The organism is Streptomyces sp. NPDC111802 (genome assembly GCF_055634335.1).
The window spans coordinates 60,870-79,068 of record NZ_JBVKCZ010000044.1 but is presented as its reverse complement, the minus strand read 5'-3'; the positions used below and the strand labels follow the sequence as shown (position 1 = coordinate 79,068).

At 72.2% G+C, this 18,199-nt stretch carries 16 protein-coding genes and 1 pseudogene; 5 read left to right on the top strand and 12 right to left on the bottom strand.

Annotated features, from left to right (window positions below; genetic code table 11):
* Positions 1 to 204 precede the first annotated feature (204 nt).
* From ACZ7NC_RS36025 to ACZ7NC_RS36005, 5 genes are read right to left on the bottom strand one after another with little or no spacing between them, the layout of a single operon-like run.
* On the bottom strand, positions 205 to 1,002 hold the full coding sequence (locus tag ACZ7NC_RS36025; RefSeq protein ID WP_194042480.1) for a type III pantothenate kinase: 798 nt from the start codon (positions 1,000 to 1,002) through the stop codon (positions 205 to 207).
* A gap of 7 nt (positions 1,003 to 1,009) precedes the next feature.
* A complete protein-coding gene (gene nadC, locus ACZ7NC_RS36020; RefSeq protein WP_471494735.1) occupies positions 1,010 to 1,981 on the bottom strand; it encodes a carboxylating nicotinate-nucleotide diphosphorylase in 972 nt (323 codons plus the stop codon).
* 5 nt (positions 1,982 to 1,986) lie between these two features.
* A complete protein-coding gene (locus ACZ7NC_RS36015) occupies positions 1,987 to 3,696 on the bottom strand; it encodes an L-aspartate oxidase (protein ID WP_471494733.1) in 1,710 nt (569 codons plus the stop codon).
* Positions 3,693 to 4,682: a pantoate--beta-alanine ligase gene (panC, locus tag ACZ7NC_RS36010; RefSeq protein WP_471494731.1), complete on the bottom strand. Its 990-nt coding sequence runs from the start codon at positions 4,680 to 4,682 to the stop codon at positions 3,693 to 3,695. The genes ACZ7NC_RS36015 and panC overlap by 4 nt, the downstream gene beginning before the upstream one ends.
* Complete coding sequence (locus ACZ7NC_RS36005; RefSeq protein ID WP_471494729.1) at positions 4,679 to 5,617, bottom strand: Rossmann-like and DUF2520 domain-containing protein; 939 nt, start codon at positions 5,615 to 5,617, stop codon at positions 4,679 to 4,681. The genes panC and ACZ7NC_RS36005 overlap by 4 nt, the downstream gene beginning before the upstream one ends.
* A gap of 184 nt (positions 5,618 to 5,801) precedes the next feature.
* Between ACZ7NC_RS36005 and ACZ7NC_RS36000 the strand changes: the two are divergent.
* Positions 5,802 to 7,075, top strand: a pseudogene (locus ACZ7NC_RS36000) (threonine aldolase family protein).
* A 6-nt stretch (positions 7,076 to 7,081) separates the two neighbouring features.
* On the opposite strand, the gene ACZ7NC_RS35995 reads toward ACZ7NC_RS36000, so the two are convergent.
* A complete protein-coding gene (locus ACZ7NC_RS35995) occupies positions 7,082 to 7,297 on the bottom strand; it encodes a hypothetical protein (RefSeq protein WP_471494727.1) in 216 nt (71 codons plus the stop codon).
* Positions 7,298 to 7,465: 168 nt separating this feature from the next.
* On the opposite strand from ACZ7NC_RS35995, the gene ACZ7NC_RS35990 reads away from it, so the two are divergent.
* Complete coding sequence (locus tag ACZ7NC_RS35990; protein ID WP_471494725.1) at positions 7,466 to 8,572, top strand: DUF5937 family protein; 1,107 nt, start codon at positions 7,466 to 7,468, stop codon at positions 8,570 to 8,572.
* Between the two features lie 19 nt (positions 8,573 to 8,591).
* On the opposite strand, the gene ACZ7NC_RS35985 is transcribed toward ACZ7NC_RS35990, so the two are convergent.
* The 3 genes from ACZ7NC_RS35985 to ACZ7NC_RS35975 form a co-directional block, all read right to left on the bottom strand.
* The gene (locus tag ACZ7NC_RS35985) at positions 8,592 to 9,224 is read right to left on the bottom strand and encodes an AAA family ATPase (protein ID WP_471494723.1); all 633 of its coding nucleotides are present in this window, start codon (positions 9,222 to 9,224) and stop codon (positions 8,592 to 8,594) included.
* Between the two features lie 65 nt (positions 9,225 to 9,289).
* Complete coding sequence (locus ACZ7NC_RS35980; protein WP_471494721.1) at positions 9,290 to 9,961, bottom strand: response regulator transcription factor; 672 nt, start codon at positions 9,959 to 9,961, stop codon at positions 9,290 to 9,292.
* Positions 9,962 to 10,035: 74 nt separating this feature from the next.
* Complete coding sequence (locus tag ACZ7NC_RS35975) at positions 10,036 to 11,250, bottom strand: sensor histidine kinase (protein ID WP_471494719.1); 1,215 nt, start codon at positions 11,248 to 11,250, stop codon at positions 10,036 to 10,038.
* 118 nt (positions 11,251 to 11,368) lie between these two features.
* On the opposite strand from ACZ7NC_RS35975, the gene ACZ7NC_RS35970 reads away from it, so the two are divergent.
* Positions 11,369 to 12,373, top strand: coding sequence for an SAM-dependent methyltransferase (locus ACZ7NC_RS35970; RefSeq protein WP_471494717.1), 1,005 nt, complete (start codon positions 11,369 to 11,371; stop codon positions 12,371 to 12,373).
* Between the two features lie 26 nt (positions 12,374 to 12,399).
* Here ACZ7NC_RS35970 and ACZ7NC_RS35965 read toward each other — a convergent pair whose 3' ends face one another.
* On the bottom strand, positions 12,400 to 13,551 hold the full coding sequence (locus ACZ7NC_RS35965) for an NADH-quinone oxidoreductase subunit D (RefSeq protein WP_471494715.1): 1,152 nt from the start codon (positions 13,549 to 13,551) through the stop codon (positions 12,400 to 12,402).
* Positions 13,552 to 13,582: 31 nt separating this feature from the next.
* Between ACZ7NC_RS35965 and ACZ7NC_RS35960 the strand changes: the two genes are divergently transcribed.
* Positions 13,583 to 14,101 (top strand): PH domain-containing protein, encoded by a 519-nt coding sequence (locus tag ACZ7NC_RS35960; protein ID WP_471494713.1) that lies wholly within the window; start codon positions 13,583 to 13,585, stop codon positions 14,099 to 14,101.
* Positions 14,098 to 15,432 (top strand): PH domain-containing protein, encoded by a 1,335-nt coding sequence (locus tag ACZ7NC_RS35955; protein WP_471494711.1) that lies wholly within the window; start codon positions 14,098 to 14,100, stop codon positions 15,430 to 15,432. The genes ACZ7NC_RS35960 and ACZ7NC_RS35955 overlap by 4 nt, the downstream gene beginning before the upstream one ends.
* A 77-nt stretch (positions 15,433 to 15,509) precedes the next feature.
* Here the strand turns inward: ACZ7NC_RS35955 and ACZ7NC_RS35950 are convergent, their stop codons facing one another.
* Together ACZ7NC_RS35950 and ACZ7NC_RS35945 are read right to left on the bottom strand one after the other, a co-directional pair.
* Positions 15,510 to 16,850, bottom strand: a complete 1,341-nt coding sequence (locus ACZ7NC_RS35950) for a hypothetical protein (protein ID WP_471494709.1) — start codon at positions 16,848 to 16,850, stop codon at positions 15,510 to 15,512.
* Between the two features lie 155 nt (positions 16,851 to 17,005).
* Entirely contained in the window at positions 17,006 to 18,124 is a 1,119-nt protein-coding gene (locus ACZ7NC_RS35945) for an alpha/beta hydrolase (protein ID WP_471494707.1), read from the bottom strand.
* Positions 18,125 to 18,199: the final 75 nt, after the last annotated feature.

Below are 18,199 nucleotides of genomic sequence, written 5' to 3'. Positions count from 1 at the left end.
TGCCGCCGTACGCGACTACCGGCCCGTGGGGGTACGCCTCCTCCTCGACGCCGGTCCGCGCCATCCAGCCCGTCCGGCGTTTGAGGACGAGGCCCCTTCAGGGCCGACGGGGGTCCAGGGGGCGGAGCCCCCTGGTGGGGCCCGCATCGGCGCCGGGCGGGGCTCAAGGGGGCGGCGTCGGCAGCCTCGGCCCAACCGACGGAGTCACATGCGGGAGACGTTGCGTTCGTAGACCAGGCGCAGGCCGATCAGGGTGAGCCACGGTTCGTGTTCGTCGATGACCGAGGATTCGCCCAGGACCATGGGGGCCAGACCGCCCGTCGCGATGACCGTGACGTCGTCGGGGTCGTCCGCCAGTTCGCGGGCCATGCGGTTGACCACGCCGTCGACCTGGCCCGCGAAGCCGTAGATGATGCCGGACTGCATGGCCTCGACGGTGTTCTTGCCGATGACGCTGCGGGGGCGAGCCACCTCGATCTTGCGCAGCTGGGCGCCCCGGACGCCCAGGGCCTCGACCGAGATCTCGATGCCGGGGGCGATCACACCGCCGATGTACTCGCCGCGCGCGCTCACCGCGTCGAACGTCGTCGCCGTACCGAAGTCGACGACGATCGCGGGGCCGCCGTAGAGGTCGACCGCCGCCACCGCGTTGATGATGCGGTCGGCGCCGACCTCCTTGGGGTTGTCCGTGAGGATCGGTACGCCCGTCTTCACGCCCGGTTCGACGAGGACGGCGGGGACGTCGCCGTAGTAGCGGCGGGTCACCTCGCGGAGTTCGTGGAGGACCGAGGGGACGGTCGCGCAGATGGCGATTCCGTCGATGCCGTCGCCCAGTTCGTCGCCGAGGAGCGGGTGCATGCCCATCAGGCCCTGGAGGAGGACCGCCAGTTCGTCGGCCGTGCGGCGGGCGTCCGTCGAGATGCGCCAGTGCTCGACGATGTCCTCGCCGTCGAAGAGGCCGAGGACGGTGTGGGTGTTGCCCACGTCGATCGTGAGGAGCATGCCGTTCCTACTCCGCCGCTCGCAGGTCCAGGCCAATGTCCAGGATCGGCGAGGAGTGGGTGAGGGCCCCTACCGCGAGGTAGTCGACGCCCGTCTGCGCGTACGCCCTGGCGTTGTCGAGGGTCAGTCGGCCCGATGCCTCCAGTGCCGCCCGGCGGTCCACGATCGCCACGGCCTCCTCGCACTCGCCGGGCGTGAAGTTGTCCAGGAGGATCAGGTCGGCGCCCGCGTCCACCACCTCGCGGAGTTGGTGGAGGGTGTCCACCTCGACCTCGATGGGGAGGTCGGGGAAGGCTTCGCGGACCGCCTTGAAGGCCGCTGCGACGCCGCCCGCCGCCACCACGTGGTTGTCCTTGACCAGGGCCGCGTCCGACAGGGACATGCGGTGGTTCACTCCGCCTCCGCAGCGCACCGCGTACTTCTCCAGCGCCCGCAGGCCCGGCGTCGTCTTTCGGGTGTCGCGGACCCTGGCCTTCGTGCCGTCCAGTACGTCCGCCCACGCGCGCGTGGCCGTCGCGATGCCCGACAGACGGCAGAGGATGTTCAACGCGCTGCGTTCGGCGGTGAGCAGGTCTCGGGTCCGGGTGGTGATCGACAGGAGCTTCTCGCCCGCCGCCACCTTGTCGCCGTCCTCCACGTGGCGTTCCACCTCGAACTCGTCCTCGCAGACGATCGAGACCACCGCTTCGGCGACCCTGAGGCCCGCCACGACGCCCGCCTCGCGCGCGACGAAGTCGGCCGTGGCGACGGCCTCTTCGGGGATGGTCGCGACCGTCGTCACGTCCACGCCGTGTGCCAGGTCCTCCTGGATGGCGACGTTGGCGATGTCCTCGACCTCGACCGGGTCGAGGCCCGCGTCGGCCAGGAGCTGGGCGAGCGCGGGGTCGAGGCCGCACTCCATGTACTCCTCGTCGGCACCGCAGGCGCAGTCGTCGCCGCAGCCGCCGTTCGAGGCGAGGGGAAGGTCGGGGGTGGTCACTGCTGTCACTGCTCCTGGGGCCGGGTCGGGGGGAAGTCTGCGGTGTCTGTGGTGTGCACGGCCAGTGTGCGGTCGGGGTTCAGGCGTACGACGATGTGGCGGCGCCATGCTGTGTCGTCGCGGTCGGGCTCGTCCTCGCGCCAGTGGCAGCCACGCGTCTCCTCGCGCAGAAGAGCGGCCGCGACCAGGACCCGGGCCACGCACAGGAGGTTCGTGGCCTCCCAGGTGTCCACGCCGGGCTCGGCCGTCTTGCCGTTCTCGGTGAGGGCGTCGCGGGCCTCGGTGCGCAGCTGCTGGAGCTGCTCGGCGGCCTGGGCGAGGGAGTCGGCGGAGCGCAGGACGCCGGCGCCGCCGGTCATGATCCGCTGGATCGTGAAGCGGGCCTCGGGCGCCAGCAGGGGGTGCTCGGGCGTCTCGGGATACGGCACCGGCTGCGGCACGCGCGCGTGGAGGCCGTTGGCCGCGCGGGCCGCCGCGATGTCCTCCACGATGCGCTCGGCGTAGACCAGGCCTTCGAGGAGCGAGTTGGAGGCCAGGCGGTTGGCGCCGTGCACGCCGGTGCAGGCGACCTCGCCGCACGCGTACAGGCCGGGGACGGTCGTACGGCCGTGGGAGTCGGTGCGTACGCCGCCGGAGGCGTAGTGGGCGGCCGGGGCGATCGGGATGGGGTCGTGGACCGGGTCGATGCCGTGGGCGCGGCAGGCGGCGAGGATCGTGGGGAAGCGGTGTTCCCACATCTCGGCGCCGAAGTGCCGCGCGTCGAGGAACATGTGCTCGGCGTCCTGCTCCTGCATGCGCCGCATGATGCCCTTGGCGACGATGTCCCGGGGGGCGAGTTCGGCGAGTTCGTGCTGTCCCACCATGAAGCGCACGCCGTCGGCGTCGACCAGGTGGGCGCCCTCTCCGCGTACGGCCTCGGAGACCAGGGGCTGCTGGCCCTCCGCCTCCGGGCCGAGGAACAGGACGGTGGGGTGGAACTGGACGAATTCGAGATCGCTGACCTCGGCGCCCGCGCGCAGGGCCAGGGCCACTCCGTCGCCCGTCGACACGGACGGGTTCGTCGTCGCCGAGAAGACCTGGCCCATGCCGCCGGTCGCGAGGACCACCGCGGGGGCGTGGACCGCCCCTACGCCGTCGTGCTGGCCCTCGCCCATGACGTGCAGGGTGACGCCCGCCGTGCGGCCGTCGGCGTCCGTGAGGAGGTCGAGGACCAGCGCGTTCTCGACCGTGCGCATGCCACGCGCGCGTACCGCCTCGACGAGGGCGCGGGAGATCTCCGCGCCGGTCGCGTCGCCGCCGGCGTGGGCGATACGGCGGCGGTGGTGGCCGCCCTCGCGGGTGAGAGCGAGTTCCCCCTCGGAGGACTCGTCGAAGTGCGCGCCGGTCTCGATCAGCCGGCGCACGGCGTCGGGGCCCTCGGTGACAAGGATGCGCACCGCTTCCTCGTCGCACAGGCCCGCGCCGGCGACCAGGGTGTCGTCCAGGTGCTGTTCCGGGGTGTCGCCATCGCCGAGGGCCGCGGCGATGCCGCCCTGGGCCCAGCGGGTGGAGCCGTCGTCGAGGCGGGCCTTGGTGACGACGACGGTCGACAGTCCGGCGGCCTCGCAGCGCAGGGCCGCGGTGAGGCCGGCGACGCCGGAGCCGACGACCACCACGTCCGCGGCGATGGACCACCCCGGCGCGGGCGCGTGCAGTCGTATGCCTGTGCTGGTCACGAGGCGGCTCCGAAGGTGAGGGTGATGTTGTCGATCAGCCGGGTCGTCCCGACCCGGGCGGCGACGGCGAGGACAGCCTCGCCGGTGAAGTCGTCCACGATCTCGGTGAAGTCGGAGGGGTCGACGAGGGCGAGGTAGTCCGGTTCGAGCGGCGGGTCGAGGCGGGCGGCCTCGTCGAGGACCTGGCGGGCGGCGGCGCGGACGGCCGCCGCGGAGCCCGGGGCGGCCTTGGCGACGGCGTGCGCGTCGGCGGCCGCGCGGGACTCGCCTATGGCGCTGAGCGCCTCGGCACGCGCGCGTGTGGCGGGCACTTCGCGGGCCCGCGCGCGCAGCGCCTCCTGGGCGGCGTGCCGGTCGCGGCCGGCGAACAGCGCCTGGGACAGCGCGAGCGCCGTGCGCCGTTCCTTCGGCGAGAGGTAGCGGTTACGGCTGGAGAGGGCGAGGCCGTCCTCCTCGCGCACGGTGGGGACGCCGACGATCTCCACGCCGAAGTTCAGGTCGCGTGCCATCCGGCGGATCAGGGCGAGCTGCTGGGCGTCCTTCTGGCCGTACAGGGCGACGTCGGGGCGGGTGAGGTGGAGCAGCTTGGCGACGACGGTGAGCACGCCGTCGAAGTGGCCGGGGCGCGAGGCGCCTTCCAGTCGCTCGCCCATGGGGCCGGCGCTGACGCGGACCTGGGGCTCGCCGCCCGGGTAGACCTCGTCGACGGCGGGGGCGAACACGGCGTCCGCACCCGCCTCTTCGGCGAGCTTGAGGTCGGCCTCCAGGGTGCGGGGGTAGCGGTCGAGGTCCTCGCCCTGGCCGAACTGCAGGGGGTTCACGAAGACGGTGACGACGACCTCGCCGTCGGCTCCGGCGATCGCGCGCGCGGTGCGGATCAGGGTGGCGTGGCCCTCGTGCAGGGCGCCCATGGTCATCACGACGGCGCGGCGGCCGGCACGCGTGCATGCGTGCAGTTCGTCGGCGGTGCGCAGCAGGGTGGTCATCGGGCCTCTCCCTCGGCGCCGTCGGTCCCGTCGGTACCGTCGGCGAGTACCCCGAGGAGGTCCTCGGCGAGTTCCGGCTTGAGCAGTCCGTGGGCGAGCGCGCGGTCGGCGGTCGCGCGGGCCATCGCGAGATAGCCGGCGACGGTCTGCGGGGCGTACCGGCGCAGTTCGGTGACGTGCGCGGCGACGGTGCCCGCGTCTCCGCGCGCGACCGGGCCGGTCAGGGCCGCGTCGCCGGAGCGCAGGGCGTTGTCGAGGGCGGCGCCGAGCAGGGGGCCGAGCATCCGGTCGGGGGCCGCGACGCCCGCCTCGCGCAGCAGCTCCATGGACTGGGCGACGAGGGTCACCAGGTGGTTGGCGCCCAGCGCGAGCGCCGCGTGGTAGAGCGGGCGCATCTCCTCGGCGACCCACTCGGGTTCGCCGCCCATCTCGATGACCAGGGCCTCGGCGGCCAGCCGCAGCTCCTCGGGCGCGGTCACGCCGAAGGAGCAGCCGGCCAGGCGCTGGACGTCCACCGGGGTGCCGGTGAAGGTCATCGCCGGGTGCAGGGCCAGCGGCAGCCCGCCCGCGCGCAGGGCGGGGTCCAGGACCTTCGCGCCGTACCGCCCGGAGGTGTGCACCAGCAGCTGCCCCGGCCGTACGGCCCCGGTCTCGGCGAGGCCCTCGACCAGGCCGGGCAGGGTGTCGTCCGGGACGGTCAGCAGGACAAGCTCGGCGCGCGCGAGGACTTCGGCGGGCGGCACGAGCGGTACACCGGGGAGCATCCGCTCGGCACGTCGCCGGGAGGCGTCGGAGACCCCGGACACGGCCACCGGGCGGTGGCCGGCGAGCTGGAGGGACGCGGCGAGCGCGGGGCCCACGCGGCCGGCGCCGACGACACCGACGGTGAGCCGCGCGGGGCGGTCCTTGGGATCTGGCTGTTGGCTTGTACTCACGCGAAGGCGGCCTTCCCGTTCCAGTCCGCTCTGGGTACCGGACGATTTCTCGTCATGTTAACGCGATTGGTTCGAGAGGCGTTCAGTTGTCCACAGGCTGTGGGTTACCACACGCTCCGGCGCGCATGCGGGTGCGAGGGCCCGCGTGCGGAAATGCGGGTGCCCGCGTGGGCGGGCGCACGGGATGATCCGGGGCATGAGCGATACGGCGGAGCAGGGCGGGCAGCGGACAGGGGCGGAGCCGGACGAGGCGTCACCCGGCCGGCCATCACCGGACGAGGGTTCGTCCGGCGAGCAATTGTCGGACGGGCAGGTGTCGGACGACGAGCGGCGCAAACGGCGCCGTGAACGGCGCACCGCTGCCTACCGCGGCGCGTGCTCGCGCGCCCCGGCTTCCTGGGCACCCTCCGCGAGCGCCTGGCGCTGCTGGACGAGGCGCGTGCGCTGGACCTGCACGACCTCGACGAGTCGTCGGACCTCTATGGCGACGGCATCGTCGAGGCCCTGGAGGAGAAGACCGCCGGGCTGCTGGGCAAGGAGGCCGCCGCGTTCTTCCCGACGGGCACGATGGCCCAGCAGGTGGCCCTGCGCTGCTGGGCGGGCCGTACCGGGAACCCGACCGTCGCCCTGCACGCGCTCGCTCACCCCGAGGTGCACGAGAGAAACGCGTTCAGCCAGGTCGGCGGCCTGCGCCCGGTCCGAGTGACGAGCGAGCCGCGGCTGCCGACCGCCGCCGAGGTGCGTGACTTCGACGAGCCCTTCGGGGCGCTGATGCTCGAACTGCCCCTCAGGGACGCCGGTTTCGTGCTGCCGACGTGGGAGGAGCTCACGGAGGTGGTGGAGGCTGCGCGGGAGCGCGAGGCGGTGGTGCACTTCGACGGCGCGCGCCTGTGGGAGTCCACCGTGCACTTCGGCCGCCCGCTGGAGGAGATCGCGGACCTGGCGGACAGCGTGTACGTGTCGTTCTACAAGTCCCTCGACGGCTTCGGCGGCGCCGCCATCGCCGGTCCGAAGACGCTGGTGGACGAGGCGAAGGCCTGGCGGCACCGCTACGGCGGCACGATCTTCCAGCAGTTCCCGACCGCGCTGTCGGCCCTCGCCGGTCTGCGGCGGGAGCTGCCCCGGCTGCCCGAGTACGTGGCCCACGCGCGCGTGGTGGCCGCCGCGCTGCGCGAGGGGTTCGCGGCGGCCGGGGTGCCGTGGGCGCGGGTGCACCCGGAGCCGCCGCACACGAACGAGTTCCAGGTCTGGCTGCCGTACGACGCCGACACCCTCTCGGAGGCCGCGATCCGCCAGGCGGAGGAGACGAAGACCGTCCTGTTCGCCAACGCCTGGGAGGCCAAGGGCCCGGGTCTGGCCTTCACCGAGGTCTACGTACGGGCCGCCGGGCTGGAGTGGACGGCCGACGACGTGCGGGAGGCCGTCGCCGGGTTCGTGCAACGGCTGCCGACGGGCTGACCGACGTCAGTACGTGGAGCGCGGCCGCAGATGCAGCCACCGCCCCAGTGCGTGCCGTAGCCGCCCATGGGCCGGGCGTCCCGCGACGACGGCCCGGAACTGCCGGTAGTCGCGGAACTCGCGCACGACCTGCCAGTCGTGACTGCCCGGCGCCGGTGGGGCCGCCTCGCCGAGCTGCTGGGCACGGTATGTGTCGAGGAGGTAGTGCTGCGTGATGCTCATGGCTGATCGCCTTCTCGGGACGTAGGAGACATGACTGGGTGGTGATCGGGCTCCGCGGCTGCCCCGGTGGTCCCAGGCTGCGCCGGGTACGCCGCCCTCGTCGCGCCGATTGACGGCCGCCGTCAATCGGCGGACACGTTGTCAGTGGCGGGGTGCACCATGAAGGACATGAGCGTGACCATCGACATCGCGGGGCTGCGGCCGGAGAGGCTCGCCGTCGTGCCCTCCCCCCTGGCCGAGCTCGGCATGGCGCTGCACGCGCTGTCGGAGCCGGGCCACCACCCGGGCCTGCAGGGCTGGGTGACGGGCGTGACGGCCCGGATGGACTCCCACCTGGCCGACCGGATGTGCGAGGCCGACTTCCTGTGGCGGACGACGTTCTCGGACCTGTTCCTGCCCTGCGTCGGCATCCCCGGCGGGAGCACATTCCCGGGCGCCACGCTCGCCGAGGATCTGGACCTGCTGGACAAGCTGACGGACGAACAGTTCGTGAACGCCGCGCTGGAGTTCACCTGCGCGCTCCCGTACGTCACCCAGGCGCCCGACGTACTGGCCGACACGGAACTGCGCGGGCGGGCTCTGGAGCTGGCCGCCGCGCGCGGGCCGCAGCAGTTGCGGTTCAGCCAGCGGCTGCTCGAGGATCCACCGCGTATCCGGGCCTGGCTGCGGGAGTTCCTGGAGGACTGCGACGAGATGTTCTTCGCGGACGCCTGGCCCCGTCTGCACCACCAGCTCGCCGCGGACGCCCGCCACAAGACCGACCTGCTGCGGCACAAGGGGCTGACCGAGGCGATGGCCGCGGTCTCCCCGGCGGTGAGCGTCGACGAGGCCGCCGGCCGGATCACCATCGACAAGCTGCGCCAAGGCCACACCATCATCAAGGACCGCAGCCTGCTGCTCGTGCCGACGAGCCTGGGATGGCCGCATCTGATGGTGCTGCACCGGCACGGCTGGCAGCCCGTGCTGCACTACCCGGTCGGCTCCGCCGGGTTCGCCGCGCCGCCTTCGGTCGAGCAGCTGACCCTGCGGATGACCGCCGTGTCCCACCCGGTGCGGATGCAGCTCTGCCGCAACCTCGCCCGCAGCACGTACACCACGAGCGAGCTCGTGCAGATCCACGGCATGACCGCGCCCGAGATATCCCGGCACCTGAGCGTCCTCAAGAAGGCGGGCCTGATCACCACGCGCCGCCGCGGACGGTACGTCCTGTACCAGCTGGACGTCACCGCGGTGGCGCGGCTCGGCAGCGACTTCCTCGAAGCGCTCCTGAGGTGAGTGCCGGCGCGGCTCGCCGTCAGTCGAACCGGATGTGCCTGATCCCGACCCCCGCCTGCCGCAGCCGCGTGCGCAGCGCGCCCTCGCTGTTGGGCCGCAGCCGCAGCCCGGCCAGGACGGCGACACGGTCCGCCGTCTTCGGCACGGTCGAGTGGTCCGTCCACAGATGCTCGGCGAACTCCGGCTCTCGCAACCGCTCCAGGCAGTGGTCCAGCTGCTGGACGGCCCAGCTCTCCCGCCGCAGCCCGGAGTTCTTTCCGGCGACGTACTGAAGGAGGTGCCCGAAGCCGCGCTCCCGCAGCCGCTTCAGAACGGTCTCGCGTTCGGCGAGGAGGGTGAAGTGCCGTACGTCATGCCCGAGTTCACGCAACCGCCCGACCGTCTCGGCGAAATAGCCGGGGTCGGTGACCGTCATGGGGGCGATCACCACGCCGTCGTGCTTGGCGAGGGCGAGGTCGAGGACCTCGACGACGCCCTGCCGCCAGGACGTCAAGTCCTGGAAGTCCCCCCGCAGTTCGGGCGGGAGCATGCGCCGCAGCCCGAACCCGGCGTGCTCCGGGTCGCAGACGACGCTGCCGGGCAGGCGGCGCTGGATCTCGTACGCGGTCTGTGTCTTGCCGCCCCCGAAGGGGCCGTTGATCCACAGGAGCATGCGCAGACCCTAGTGGGCACCGGTTACGCGGGGGTCACGCCCCCGCGTGGTCACGCCCCCCCGCGTCAGCCGTGCCCGCCGGCCCGTACCAGACCCGTCTCGTACGCGAGGACGACGACCTGCACCCGGTCCCTGAGCCCCAGCTTGGTCAGGATGCGCCCGACGTGGGTCTTCACGGTCGCCTCGGACAGCACCAGCCGGGCGGCGATCTCGCCGTTGGACAGGCCCTGGGCGACCAGCACCATGACCTCGCGCTCGCGGTCGGTGAGCCGCTCCAGCTCCTTGTACTGGGGCTCCTTGCCGCTGGACGGCAGCATGGGCGCGAACCGGTCGAGCAGGCGCCGGGTCGTCGACGGGGCGACCACCGCGTCGCCGCTGTGCACCGAGCGGATGGCAGCGAGGAGTTCGCCGGGCGGCACGTCCTTGAGCATGAAGCCGGAGGCGCCCGCCTTCAGCCCGGAGAAGGCGTACTCGTCGAGGTCGAAGGTGGTCAGGATCAGCACCTTGGGCGGGTCCTCGTCCGAGCAGATACGGCGGGTGGTCTCCACGCCGTCCAGCTTCGGCATGCGCACGTCCATCAGCACCACGTCGACGGTGGTCGAGCGCAGTACCTGGAGGGCCTCGACGCCGTCGCCCGCCTCCGCGACGACCTCCATGTCCGGCTGGGCGGCGAGCACCATCCGGAACCCGGTGCGCAGCAGCACCTGGTCGTCGACGAGCATCACGCGGATCGCCATCGGGGTCCTCTTCCGTGTTTCCGTATCGGTCTACGGGGCCGTTACAGGTGTCAACAAGGGGCATGGTTCAGGGGTCAGTGTGCTGGTTTGAGCGGCAGCAGCGCACTGATGCGGAATCCTCCGCCCGGGCGCGGCCCGGCGTCCAGGGTGCCGCCGACCATGCCGACTCGTTCGCGCATCCCGATCAGGCCGTGCCCCCGGCCGTCGGCGCCGCCGTCCTCGTACAGCTCGTGCGGGGCGCCCTTGCCGTCGTCCTCGACGAGCAGGCCGAGACCGTCGTCGAAGTAGACCAGTCGCACGCTGGCGCCCGCGTTGGGCCCGCCGTGCTTGCGTGTGTTGGTCAGCGCCTCCTGCACGATCCGGTACGCCGTCAGCTCGACGCCGCTGGGCAGCGGGCGCGGGGTGCCCTCGACCTTGAAGTCGACCGGCAGACCGGAGCTGCGGCAGTGCTGGATGAGCTCGTCGATCTGCTCGACGTCGGGCTGCGGGACGTATTCGCCGGTCTCCTGGTGCTCGCCGGTGCGCAGCACCCCGAGCAGGCGGCGCATCTCGGCGAGGGCCTGGCGGCCGGTGGAGGAGATCGTCTCCAGGGCCTTCTTGGCCTGGTCCGGCGCGGAGTCGAGGACGTAGGCGGCGCCGTCGGCCTGCACCACCATCACGGAGACGTTGTGCGCGACCACGTCGTGCAGCTCGCGCGCGATCCGGGCGCGTTCGGCGGCGACCGCGACCTTGGACTGCGCCTCGCGCTCCTTTTCGAGCCGGGTCGCGCGCTCCTCCAGCTGCTCGTAGTAGGCGCGGCGGGTGCGAATGGAGTCGCCGAGCACCCAGGCCAGGGCGAAGGGCACCGTCATGAAGATCACCAGGGCCACGTTGCCCAGGACGCTGGACTCCTTCTCCGGCCAGCGCAGCTGCGCCAGGAACGCCGCGCACAGGCCCACGCCCAGCGCGAGCCGGGAGGCCCAGCGGGCGCCGGTCGCGGCCACGGTGTACGTGATCACCAGGAAGGCGAAGTTGGCGGGCGTGGTCGCCACGTTCAGCGCCAGCTGGGCCACGCCCACGCCGATGGCCAGCAGCAGCATCTTCTCCGGCATGCGCCGGCGCAGCGCGATCACGAGGCTGAGCAGCAGGACGACCGGGACGATGATCGCCTCCGAGGAGGTGCCCGGAAGGTCCTGCCCGCCCTCCTCCCGGACGGCCACGCTCACCACAGAGATCCCGAAGATGAGGACGGCCCAGAAGCTGTCGACCCATGTCGGATGCCTGCGGAGGAAGTCATAGAGGCGCTGCACGTAACCCAGCGTATGGAAGCGAGATGCGTGCAGGGGTCAACCGGAGGGCCGATCCGCACCCCGCGCGCGTACTCCGCAAGGTGGAGGCTGCGTTCCTCTGTGCGCTTAGCCTGGGCCGGTGACAGCAGAGGCGACGGGTGAGTGGCACGGATGGCGGGCGGCGGCGGAAGCCGCTCTCTACGGGCCTGACGGCTTCTACCGCCGCCCCGAGGGGCCGGCCGGCCACTTCCGTACGTCCGTCCACGCGTCACCGCTCTTCGCCCGCGCCGTCGCCCGGCTGCTGTGCCGGGTCGACGAGTCATTGGGCCGGCCCAGGACCCTCGACCTCGTCGACATGGCGGCGGGCCGCGGCGAGCTGGTCACGGGCGTCCTGGCCGTCCTGCCCGCCGAGGTGGTGGCACGCACGCGTGCGTACGCCGTCGAGATCGCCGACCGCCCACGGGCCCTGGATCACCGGATCGAGTGGCTCCCCGAGCCGCCGCCCCGGGTCACGGGCCTGCTGTTCGCCAACGAGTGGCTGGACAACGTGCCCGTGGAGGTCGCGGAGGTGGACTCCGCGGGCGTACCGCGCCGGGTCGTCGTACGACGCGACGGCACCGAACGCCTCGGGGAGCCGGTCGCCGGGCCTGAGGCGGAGTGGCTCGCGCGGTGGTGGCCGCTGACCAGCGCCGCGGAAGGCACACGGGCCGAGATCGGCCTGCCCCGGGACAAGGCCTGGGCCTCCGCGGTCGGCACGCTGGACCGGGGCGTCGCGGTCGCCGTGGACTACGCGCACACAGCCACGAGCCGACCGCCCTTCGGCACCCTCACCGGCTTCCGCGAGGGCCGCGAGACGGCACCCGTCCCGGACGGCTCGTGCGACATCACGGCACATGTGGCGCTGGACGCGTGCGCGCTGCCCGGGGCGCGTCTGCTGTCCCAACGCAACGCCCTGCGCACCCTGGGCATCACGGGCGCACGCCCCCCGCTCGAACTGGCCTCGACCCGCCCCGCCGAGTACGTACGCGCCCTCGCGACCGCGGGCGAGGCCGCCGAGCTGACCGCGACGGGCGGGCTGGGAGACTTCGGCTGGCTGGTGCAGCCGGTTGGAATTCCGGACGTACTGGACGTACTGGCGGACTAGGGCCCGCCTCCACCGCCCTGCCCGCCCTACTTGTCGATGTCCCCCACCACGAAGAACAGCGACCCGAGGATCGCCACCATGTCCGCGACCAGCGTCCCCGGCAGCAGCTCCACCAGGGCCTGGATGTTGTTGTACGACGCCGAGCGCAGCTTCAGCCGGTACGGGGTCTTCTCGCCCTTGCTGACGAGGTAGTAGCCGTTGATGCCGAGCGGGTTCTCGGTCCATGCGTACGTGTGGCCCTCGGGGGCCTTCAGCACCTTGGGAAGCCGCTGGTTGATCGGCCCGGGCGGCAGCTCGGCGAGACGGTCGAGGCAGGCGTCGGCGAGGTCGAGGGCGTTGTGCGTCTGCTCCAGCAGGCACTCGAAGCGGGCGAGGCAGTCACCCTCCTCACGGGTCACCACCCTCAGCACGTCCCCCAGCTCGCCGTAGGCGAGATAGGGCTCATCGCGACGCAGGTCGAAGTCGACGCCCGAGGCGCGCGCGATCGGCCCGCTCACGCCGTACGCGTGCACGGTCTCCGGCGTGAGGGCGCCCACGCCCCGCGTGCGCCCCCGGAAGATCTCGTTGCCGAGCACGAGGTCGTCGAAGCGGTCCATACGGGAGCGCACGTCGGCGACGGCAGTACGCGCGCGCGTGGTCCACCCGGCCGGCAGGTCCTCCTTGAGGCCGCCCACCCGGTTGAACATGTAGTGCATCCGCCCACCGGAGACCTCCTCCATCACATGCTGGAGTTCCTCGCGCTCGGTGAAGGCGTAGAAGATCGGCGTGATCCCGCCCAGCTCCAGCGGGTACGACCCCAGGAACATCAGGTGGTTGAGCACGCGGTTCAGCTCCGCGAGCAGGGTCCGTGTCCACACGGCCCGCTCGGGCACCTCCATGCCGAGCATGCGCTCGACGGCGAGGACGACGCCGAGCTCGTTGGAGAAGGCCGACAGCCAGTCGTGGCGGTTGGCGAGCATGATGATCTGCCGGTAGTCGCGGGCCTCGAAGAGCTTCTCCGCACCACGGTGCATATAGCCGATCACGGGCTCCGCGCGCGTGATGCGCTCACCGTCCAGCACGAGCTTGAGGCGCAGCACGCCGTGCGTGGACGGGTGCTGGGGGCCGATGTTGAGCACCATGTCGGTGCTCTCCGCGGCGCCGCCGATGCCGACCATGGTCTCCGTCGTAGGAGTCATGGACACAGTCTCTCCTACGTACGCTGGCCACATGGAGACGGGGAGCCCGGAGAACACGGGTACGGCGGGGGACAAGCGGGCGGCGGCCGAACCGGAGTGGACCGGGCTGCCGCCGGGCCTGCTCCGGATGCGCCGGCTGTTGCTGGTGGTGTGGCTGGGACTGCTGACGATCGCCCTGGCCCTGCTGCTCGGAATGCTCGCCGGCCCGGGCTGGGCCGGCTTCGCGTCGCTGCCGCCGGCGCTGATGGCGTGGGGCTGGGTGATGCTCGGCCGCAACTGGCGTTCGTGGCGCTACGCCGAGCGCGCCGACGACCTGCTGATCAGCCGGGGCGTGCTGTGGCGCGAGGAGACGGTGGTGCCGTACGGCCGTATGCAGCTGGTCGAGGTGACCTCGGGCCCCGTGGAACGCCACTTCGGCCTGGCCAGCGTGCAACTGCACACGGCGGCCGCCGCAACCGACGCCACGATCCCCGGCCTGGACCCGGCGGAGGCGGAACGGCTGCGGGACCGGCTCACCGAGCTCGGCGAGGCCCGATCGGCGGGCCTGTGACGACGCCGGGCGTCGACGACGCCGTACGCGAACAGCGCCCCGTGACCGAACGCCGACTGCACCCCGTGACACCGCTCAGGCGCGCGTGGGCTCCGGTGGCCGTCCTGATCGGCTGGGCGGTGCACGACCCGGACCAGGCGCAGCGCCAGCTCACCAAGCTGACCACGACCACCCTCCTGCTCGCAGTCGCCGTACTGCTCCCCGCGGCGGCCCTCTACGGCTTCCTCACCTGGTGGTTCACGCACTTCGCGGTGACCGACGCGGAGCTGCGCATCCGTACCGGGCTGGTGTTCCGGCGCACCGCGCACATCCGGCTGGAACGCATCCAGGCCATCGACGTCACCCAGCCGCTGCTGGCGCGCGTGGCCGGCGTCGCGAAGCTCAAACTGGACGTCATAGGCACCGACAAGAAGGACGAACTGGCCTTCCTCGGCGCGGACGAAGCACGCACCCTGCGCGCGGAACTCCTCGCCCGCGCCGCCGGTTTCGCCCCCGAGACGGCACACGAGATAGGCGAGGCTCCCTCCCGACAGCTGCTGCGCGTGCCGCCCGCGGTCCTGGCCGCATCCCTCGTCCTGACGGGCGCGACCTGGGGAACGCTGGCCGCCGCGGTGGTCGTACCGACGATCCTGTGGCTGGCCACCGAGAGCGCGTGGACGGTCCTGGCGACCGCGATTCCGCTGTTCGGGGCGGCGGGCGCGAGCAGCGTGGGGCGTTTCGTCGCCGAGTACGACTGGACGGTGGGCGAGTCCCAGGACGGCCTGCGCATCGATCACGGCCTGCTCGACCGCGCCCATGAGACGGTGCCGCCCGGCCGCGTCCAGACCGTACGGATCGTCGAACCGCTCCTGTGGCGCCGACGCGGCTGGGTACGGGTGGAACTGGACGTTGCGGGCTCCTCCAACTCCCTCCTGCTGCCGGTCGCCCCGCGCGAGGTGGCCGAATCGGTCATAGCCCGCGTGCTGCCCGGGGTGACCGTCCCGACCCGCGCGGCCCTCTCCCGTCCGCGGCGCCGAGCGGCGCGCTGCGTGCCCCTGTGGTGGCGCGGCTACGGCCTCGCCGTCACGGACGCGGTCTTCGCCTCCCGAACCGGTCTCCTGCGCAGAAGCCTCGCCCTGGTCCCGCACGCGAAGGTCCAGAGCGTACGACTGGCTCAAGGGCCCTGGAAGCGTCTCTGGGCCGTCGCCGACGTCCACGTGGACACAGGAGCCAACAAGACCGTCACAGCCCGTCTGAGGGGCGTGGAGGAGGCGGCGGAACTGCTGCGCGGGCAGGCGGAGAGGTCCCGCACGGGACGCCGGGACGCCCGCCCGGATCGCTGGATGGCGTGACTGTACGGGGGCGACCCGCGTCGACGCACGGGACGTCTCTCACCGGTCGAGCCGCACCGGACCCGCACCCGGACCCGTCAGGAAACGGCGCTGCGCAACCCCTGCACATCGATCTGTTCCGTCTCGTCATGAGCCGTCAGATCGATGACCTGGCCGATCCCCCGGGACTCCTCGTCCACCGGCTTGAAGTCGGCCTCGGACTCGGCCTTGTGCAGGGCGAGGGCCTCCTGGCCGACGACATCGGCGAGGTCCTCGTTCTGGACGGACTCCAGCGCGGAGGACTCCGCCTCCTTCTTCGCACCGAAGAAGTCGAACCCGCCCTCGATCGCCGGACGCCGCACGGGCGCGGCCGGCGCGACGGCCACCGCGGTGGGCGCTATGAAGTGCCCCGAGGGCTGCTGAGCCGGAGGCAGCGCCGGTCGCGTCGTGGCGACCTCGCCTGCCGAGGTGACGGCGGCCGCGCGCTCATGCCCGTCGACCGCCTCGGACTTCCCCTGCGGGTCGTCCTCCGACGCGGCCTCCGTCTCGGACCCGCCGGTCCCCTCCGCCTCGACGGCACCGGAGTCGTCCTTCACCGACTCACCGTCGGAAGGACCGCCGCCGTTCGGAGGCTCGTTGTTCGGGGGCTCGTCCTTCGGGGCCTCGCCCTTGGCAGACTCGCTCTTCGCCGACTCGCTCTTCGGAGCGTGGTCGTCCTTCGGGGGCTCGTCCTTCGGCGAGGACTCTCCCTTCGCCGGCTCACCGTCCTCGTCGAACCGGGCCAACGCCGCCTTGGCCCGCAGAAACAGCCCGGACCCCTCCGGCGAGAAGACCCGCGAAGCCTCGGAGTCCTCTTCGGCGACGTCAGCGGCCTCTTCGACCTCCGCAGACTCCGCGGCCTCCGCGGCCGGGGCAGCCACAGCCCCCGCCCCCTCGGCCTCCGCACCGTCGACCGGCACCGGCGGCAACGCGCGCGCGGGCGTGGTCGCCTCTATCTCCAGGACCCGGCGCTCCTCCAGGACGGTCGCCCGCTCGGTCTCCGCCGTGGCGTACCGACGCAACAGCGCCGCATGCTCATTGCGCAGCCCGGCGAGTTCCGCCCGCTTGCCCCGCAGCCGCTGCTCCAGCTTCATCCGCAGCTCGCGCGACTCCTCGAGGTCGGTCTCCAGCTCGGCGACCCGCTCCTCGTGCCGCCACTCGTCGCTCGCACGCGCGCGCGTGAGATCGGCGACCTGCTTGCCGGCCTGGGTGTCCCAGCGGCGCATCACGACCGCGCCGACGACCGCCGTCGCCGCGGCGGCCGCGGCAAGGCCGCGCAACGCCATCGGCTCGGTGAACACCCAGGGGGCGAGGGCACAGACGACGGATACGCCTGCGATCGCCGACGGGGGCAGCAGCCTGTGCAAGGGCGGTGAATGGCGGTGACGTCCACGTGGCATGGCCAGAAACTTACCGCGCGTAGGCGAATCTTGGAGCCCCGCCCCGTAAAAACACAGCCATCCCGAGTCGTTCACACGACATCAGGAATCAGTTCCGCCTCCGATCCACCGCCGAATTGAGCACGAACCAAGATCGCAAAGCCGGATCGGGCATGTCACCTGCCGCGCAACCGCCCGCTCATCCACTCCAACGTCCCCGGAATCTCCCGCCGCCAGGTGTTGAAGTTGTGCCCTCCGCTTTCGAGGATGATCGACGAGATCCGAGTCACCCCGGTCGCCTTCACGCGCGCGATGAACTTCAACGTGTCCTTGTAGTTGGATTCTCCAACTTCGCTGCTGCTGACGAGCAGTGAAGTGTCCGGAGCGGGCATGTGCTTGAGGTACCACCACAGGTTCGCGCGATTGCGCAGTTCCTCGTCGCCCTGGAACAGATCGCCGGTCGTGGCGTCGATCGGCGCCTTGTAGTACGCCGAGAGCCCGGCCCCTGCGGCGTACACCGAGGGATGGTGCATGGCGAGCTTCAACGCGCAGTAGCCGCCGGTCGAGTCACCGATGATGCCCCAGCCGCCCGGCCCGTCGGCCACCCTGTAGTGGCCGCTCACGGCGGCGGGCAGATCCGACGCGAAGAACGTCTCGGTCTGCGGGCCCCCGGGAATGTCCACGCACTCCGTGTCCCGCGGCGGCGCGACGGTCGGCCGCATCATCACCAGGATCATCGGCTCCATACGCCTCTCGGCGACGAGCCCTGCCGCCGTACGCGGATAGTCGAGCTTGTCCACCAGCGCCTGGGCCGTACCCGGATAGCCGGTGAGGACGACGGCCGCGGGGAACGCACGCGCGCGATATTGCGGCTGAAAGTATTCGGGCGGCAGATAGACGTACGCGGGCGTGGCGATGTGTGTCGTACGGCCCACGACGCGGATCTTCTGGATCTGTCCGACCACCTGCGCCTGGCCGTTCGCCGCCCCCGGCACCCGCCGGGTGTCGACGACCTTCAGCGGCCCGTCGCCCGGCGTGTGGTCCACGACGACCCCCTGCTCGTCCTCCAGCCCGAACAGGTCGGCCCAGCCGGCGTAGAACCCGAAGGCCTGGTTGGCGACCAGACCGACCGCCGCGAAGAGCGCCAACTGCGTGGCGAGCAGCAGCCCTACGCGCCCGGCGACCGCCCGCGGGCCCCGCCTGGCCAGCCGTGGCCACAGCCACACCGTGCCGACGAACAGCCCGACGGCGGCCAGTACCGCCAGCGCCAGCACTTTGTCGCTCGTGAGACCCATCGATGGTTACCTGTCCGCACTTTCCGCCCGGGACCGCGCGGGCCGACAGCCCACGCCGTCTCCCCGCGCCGTCTC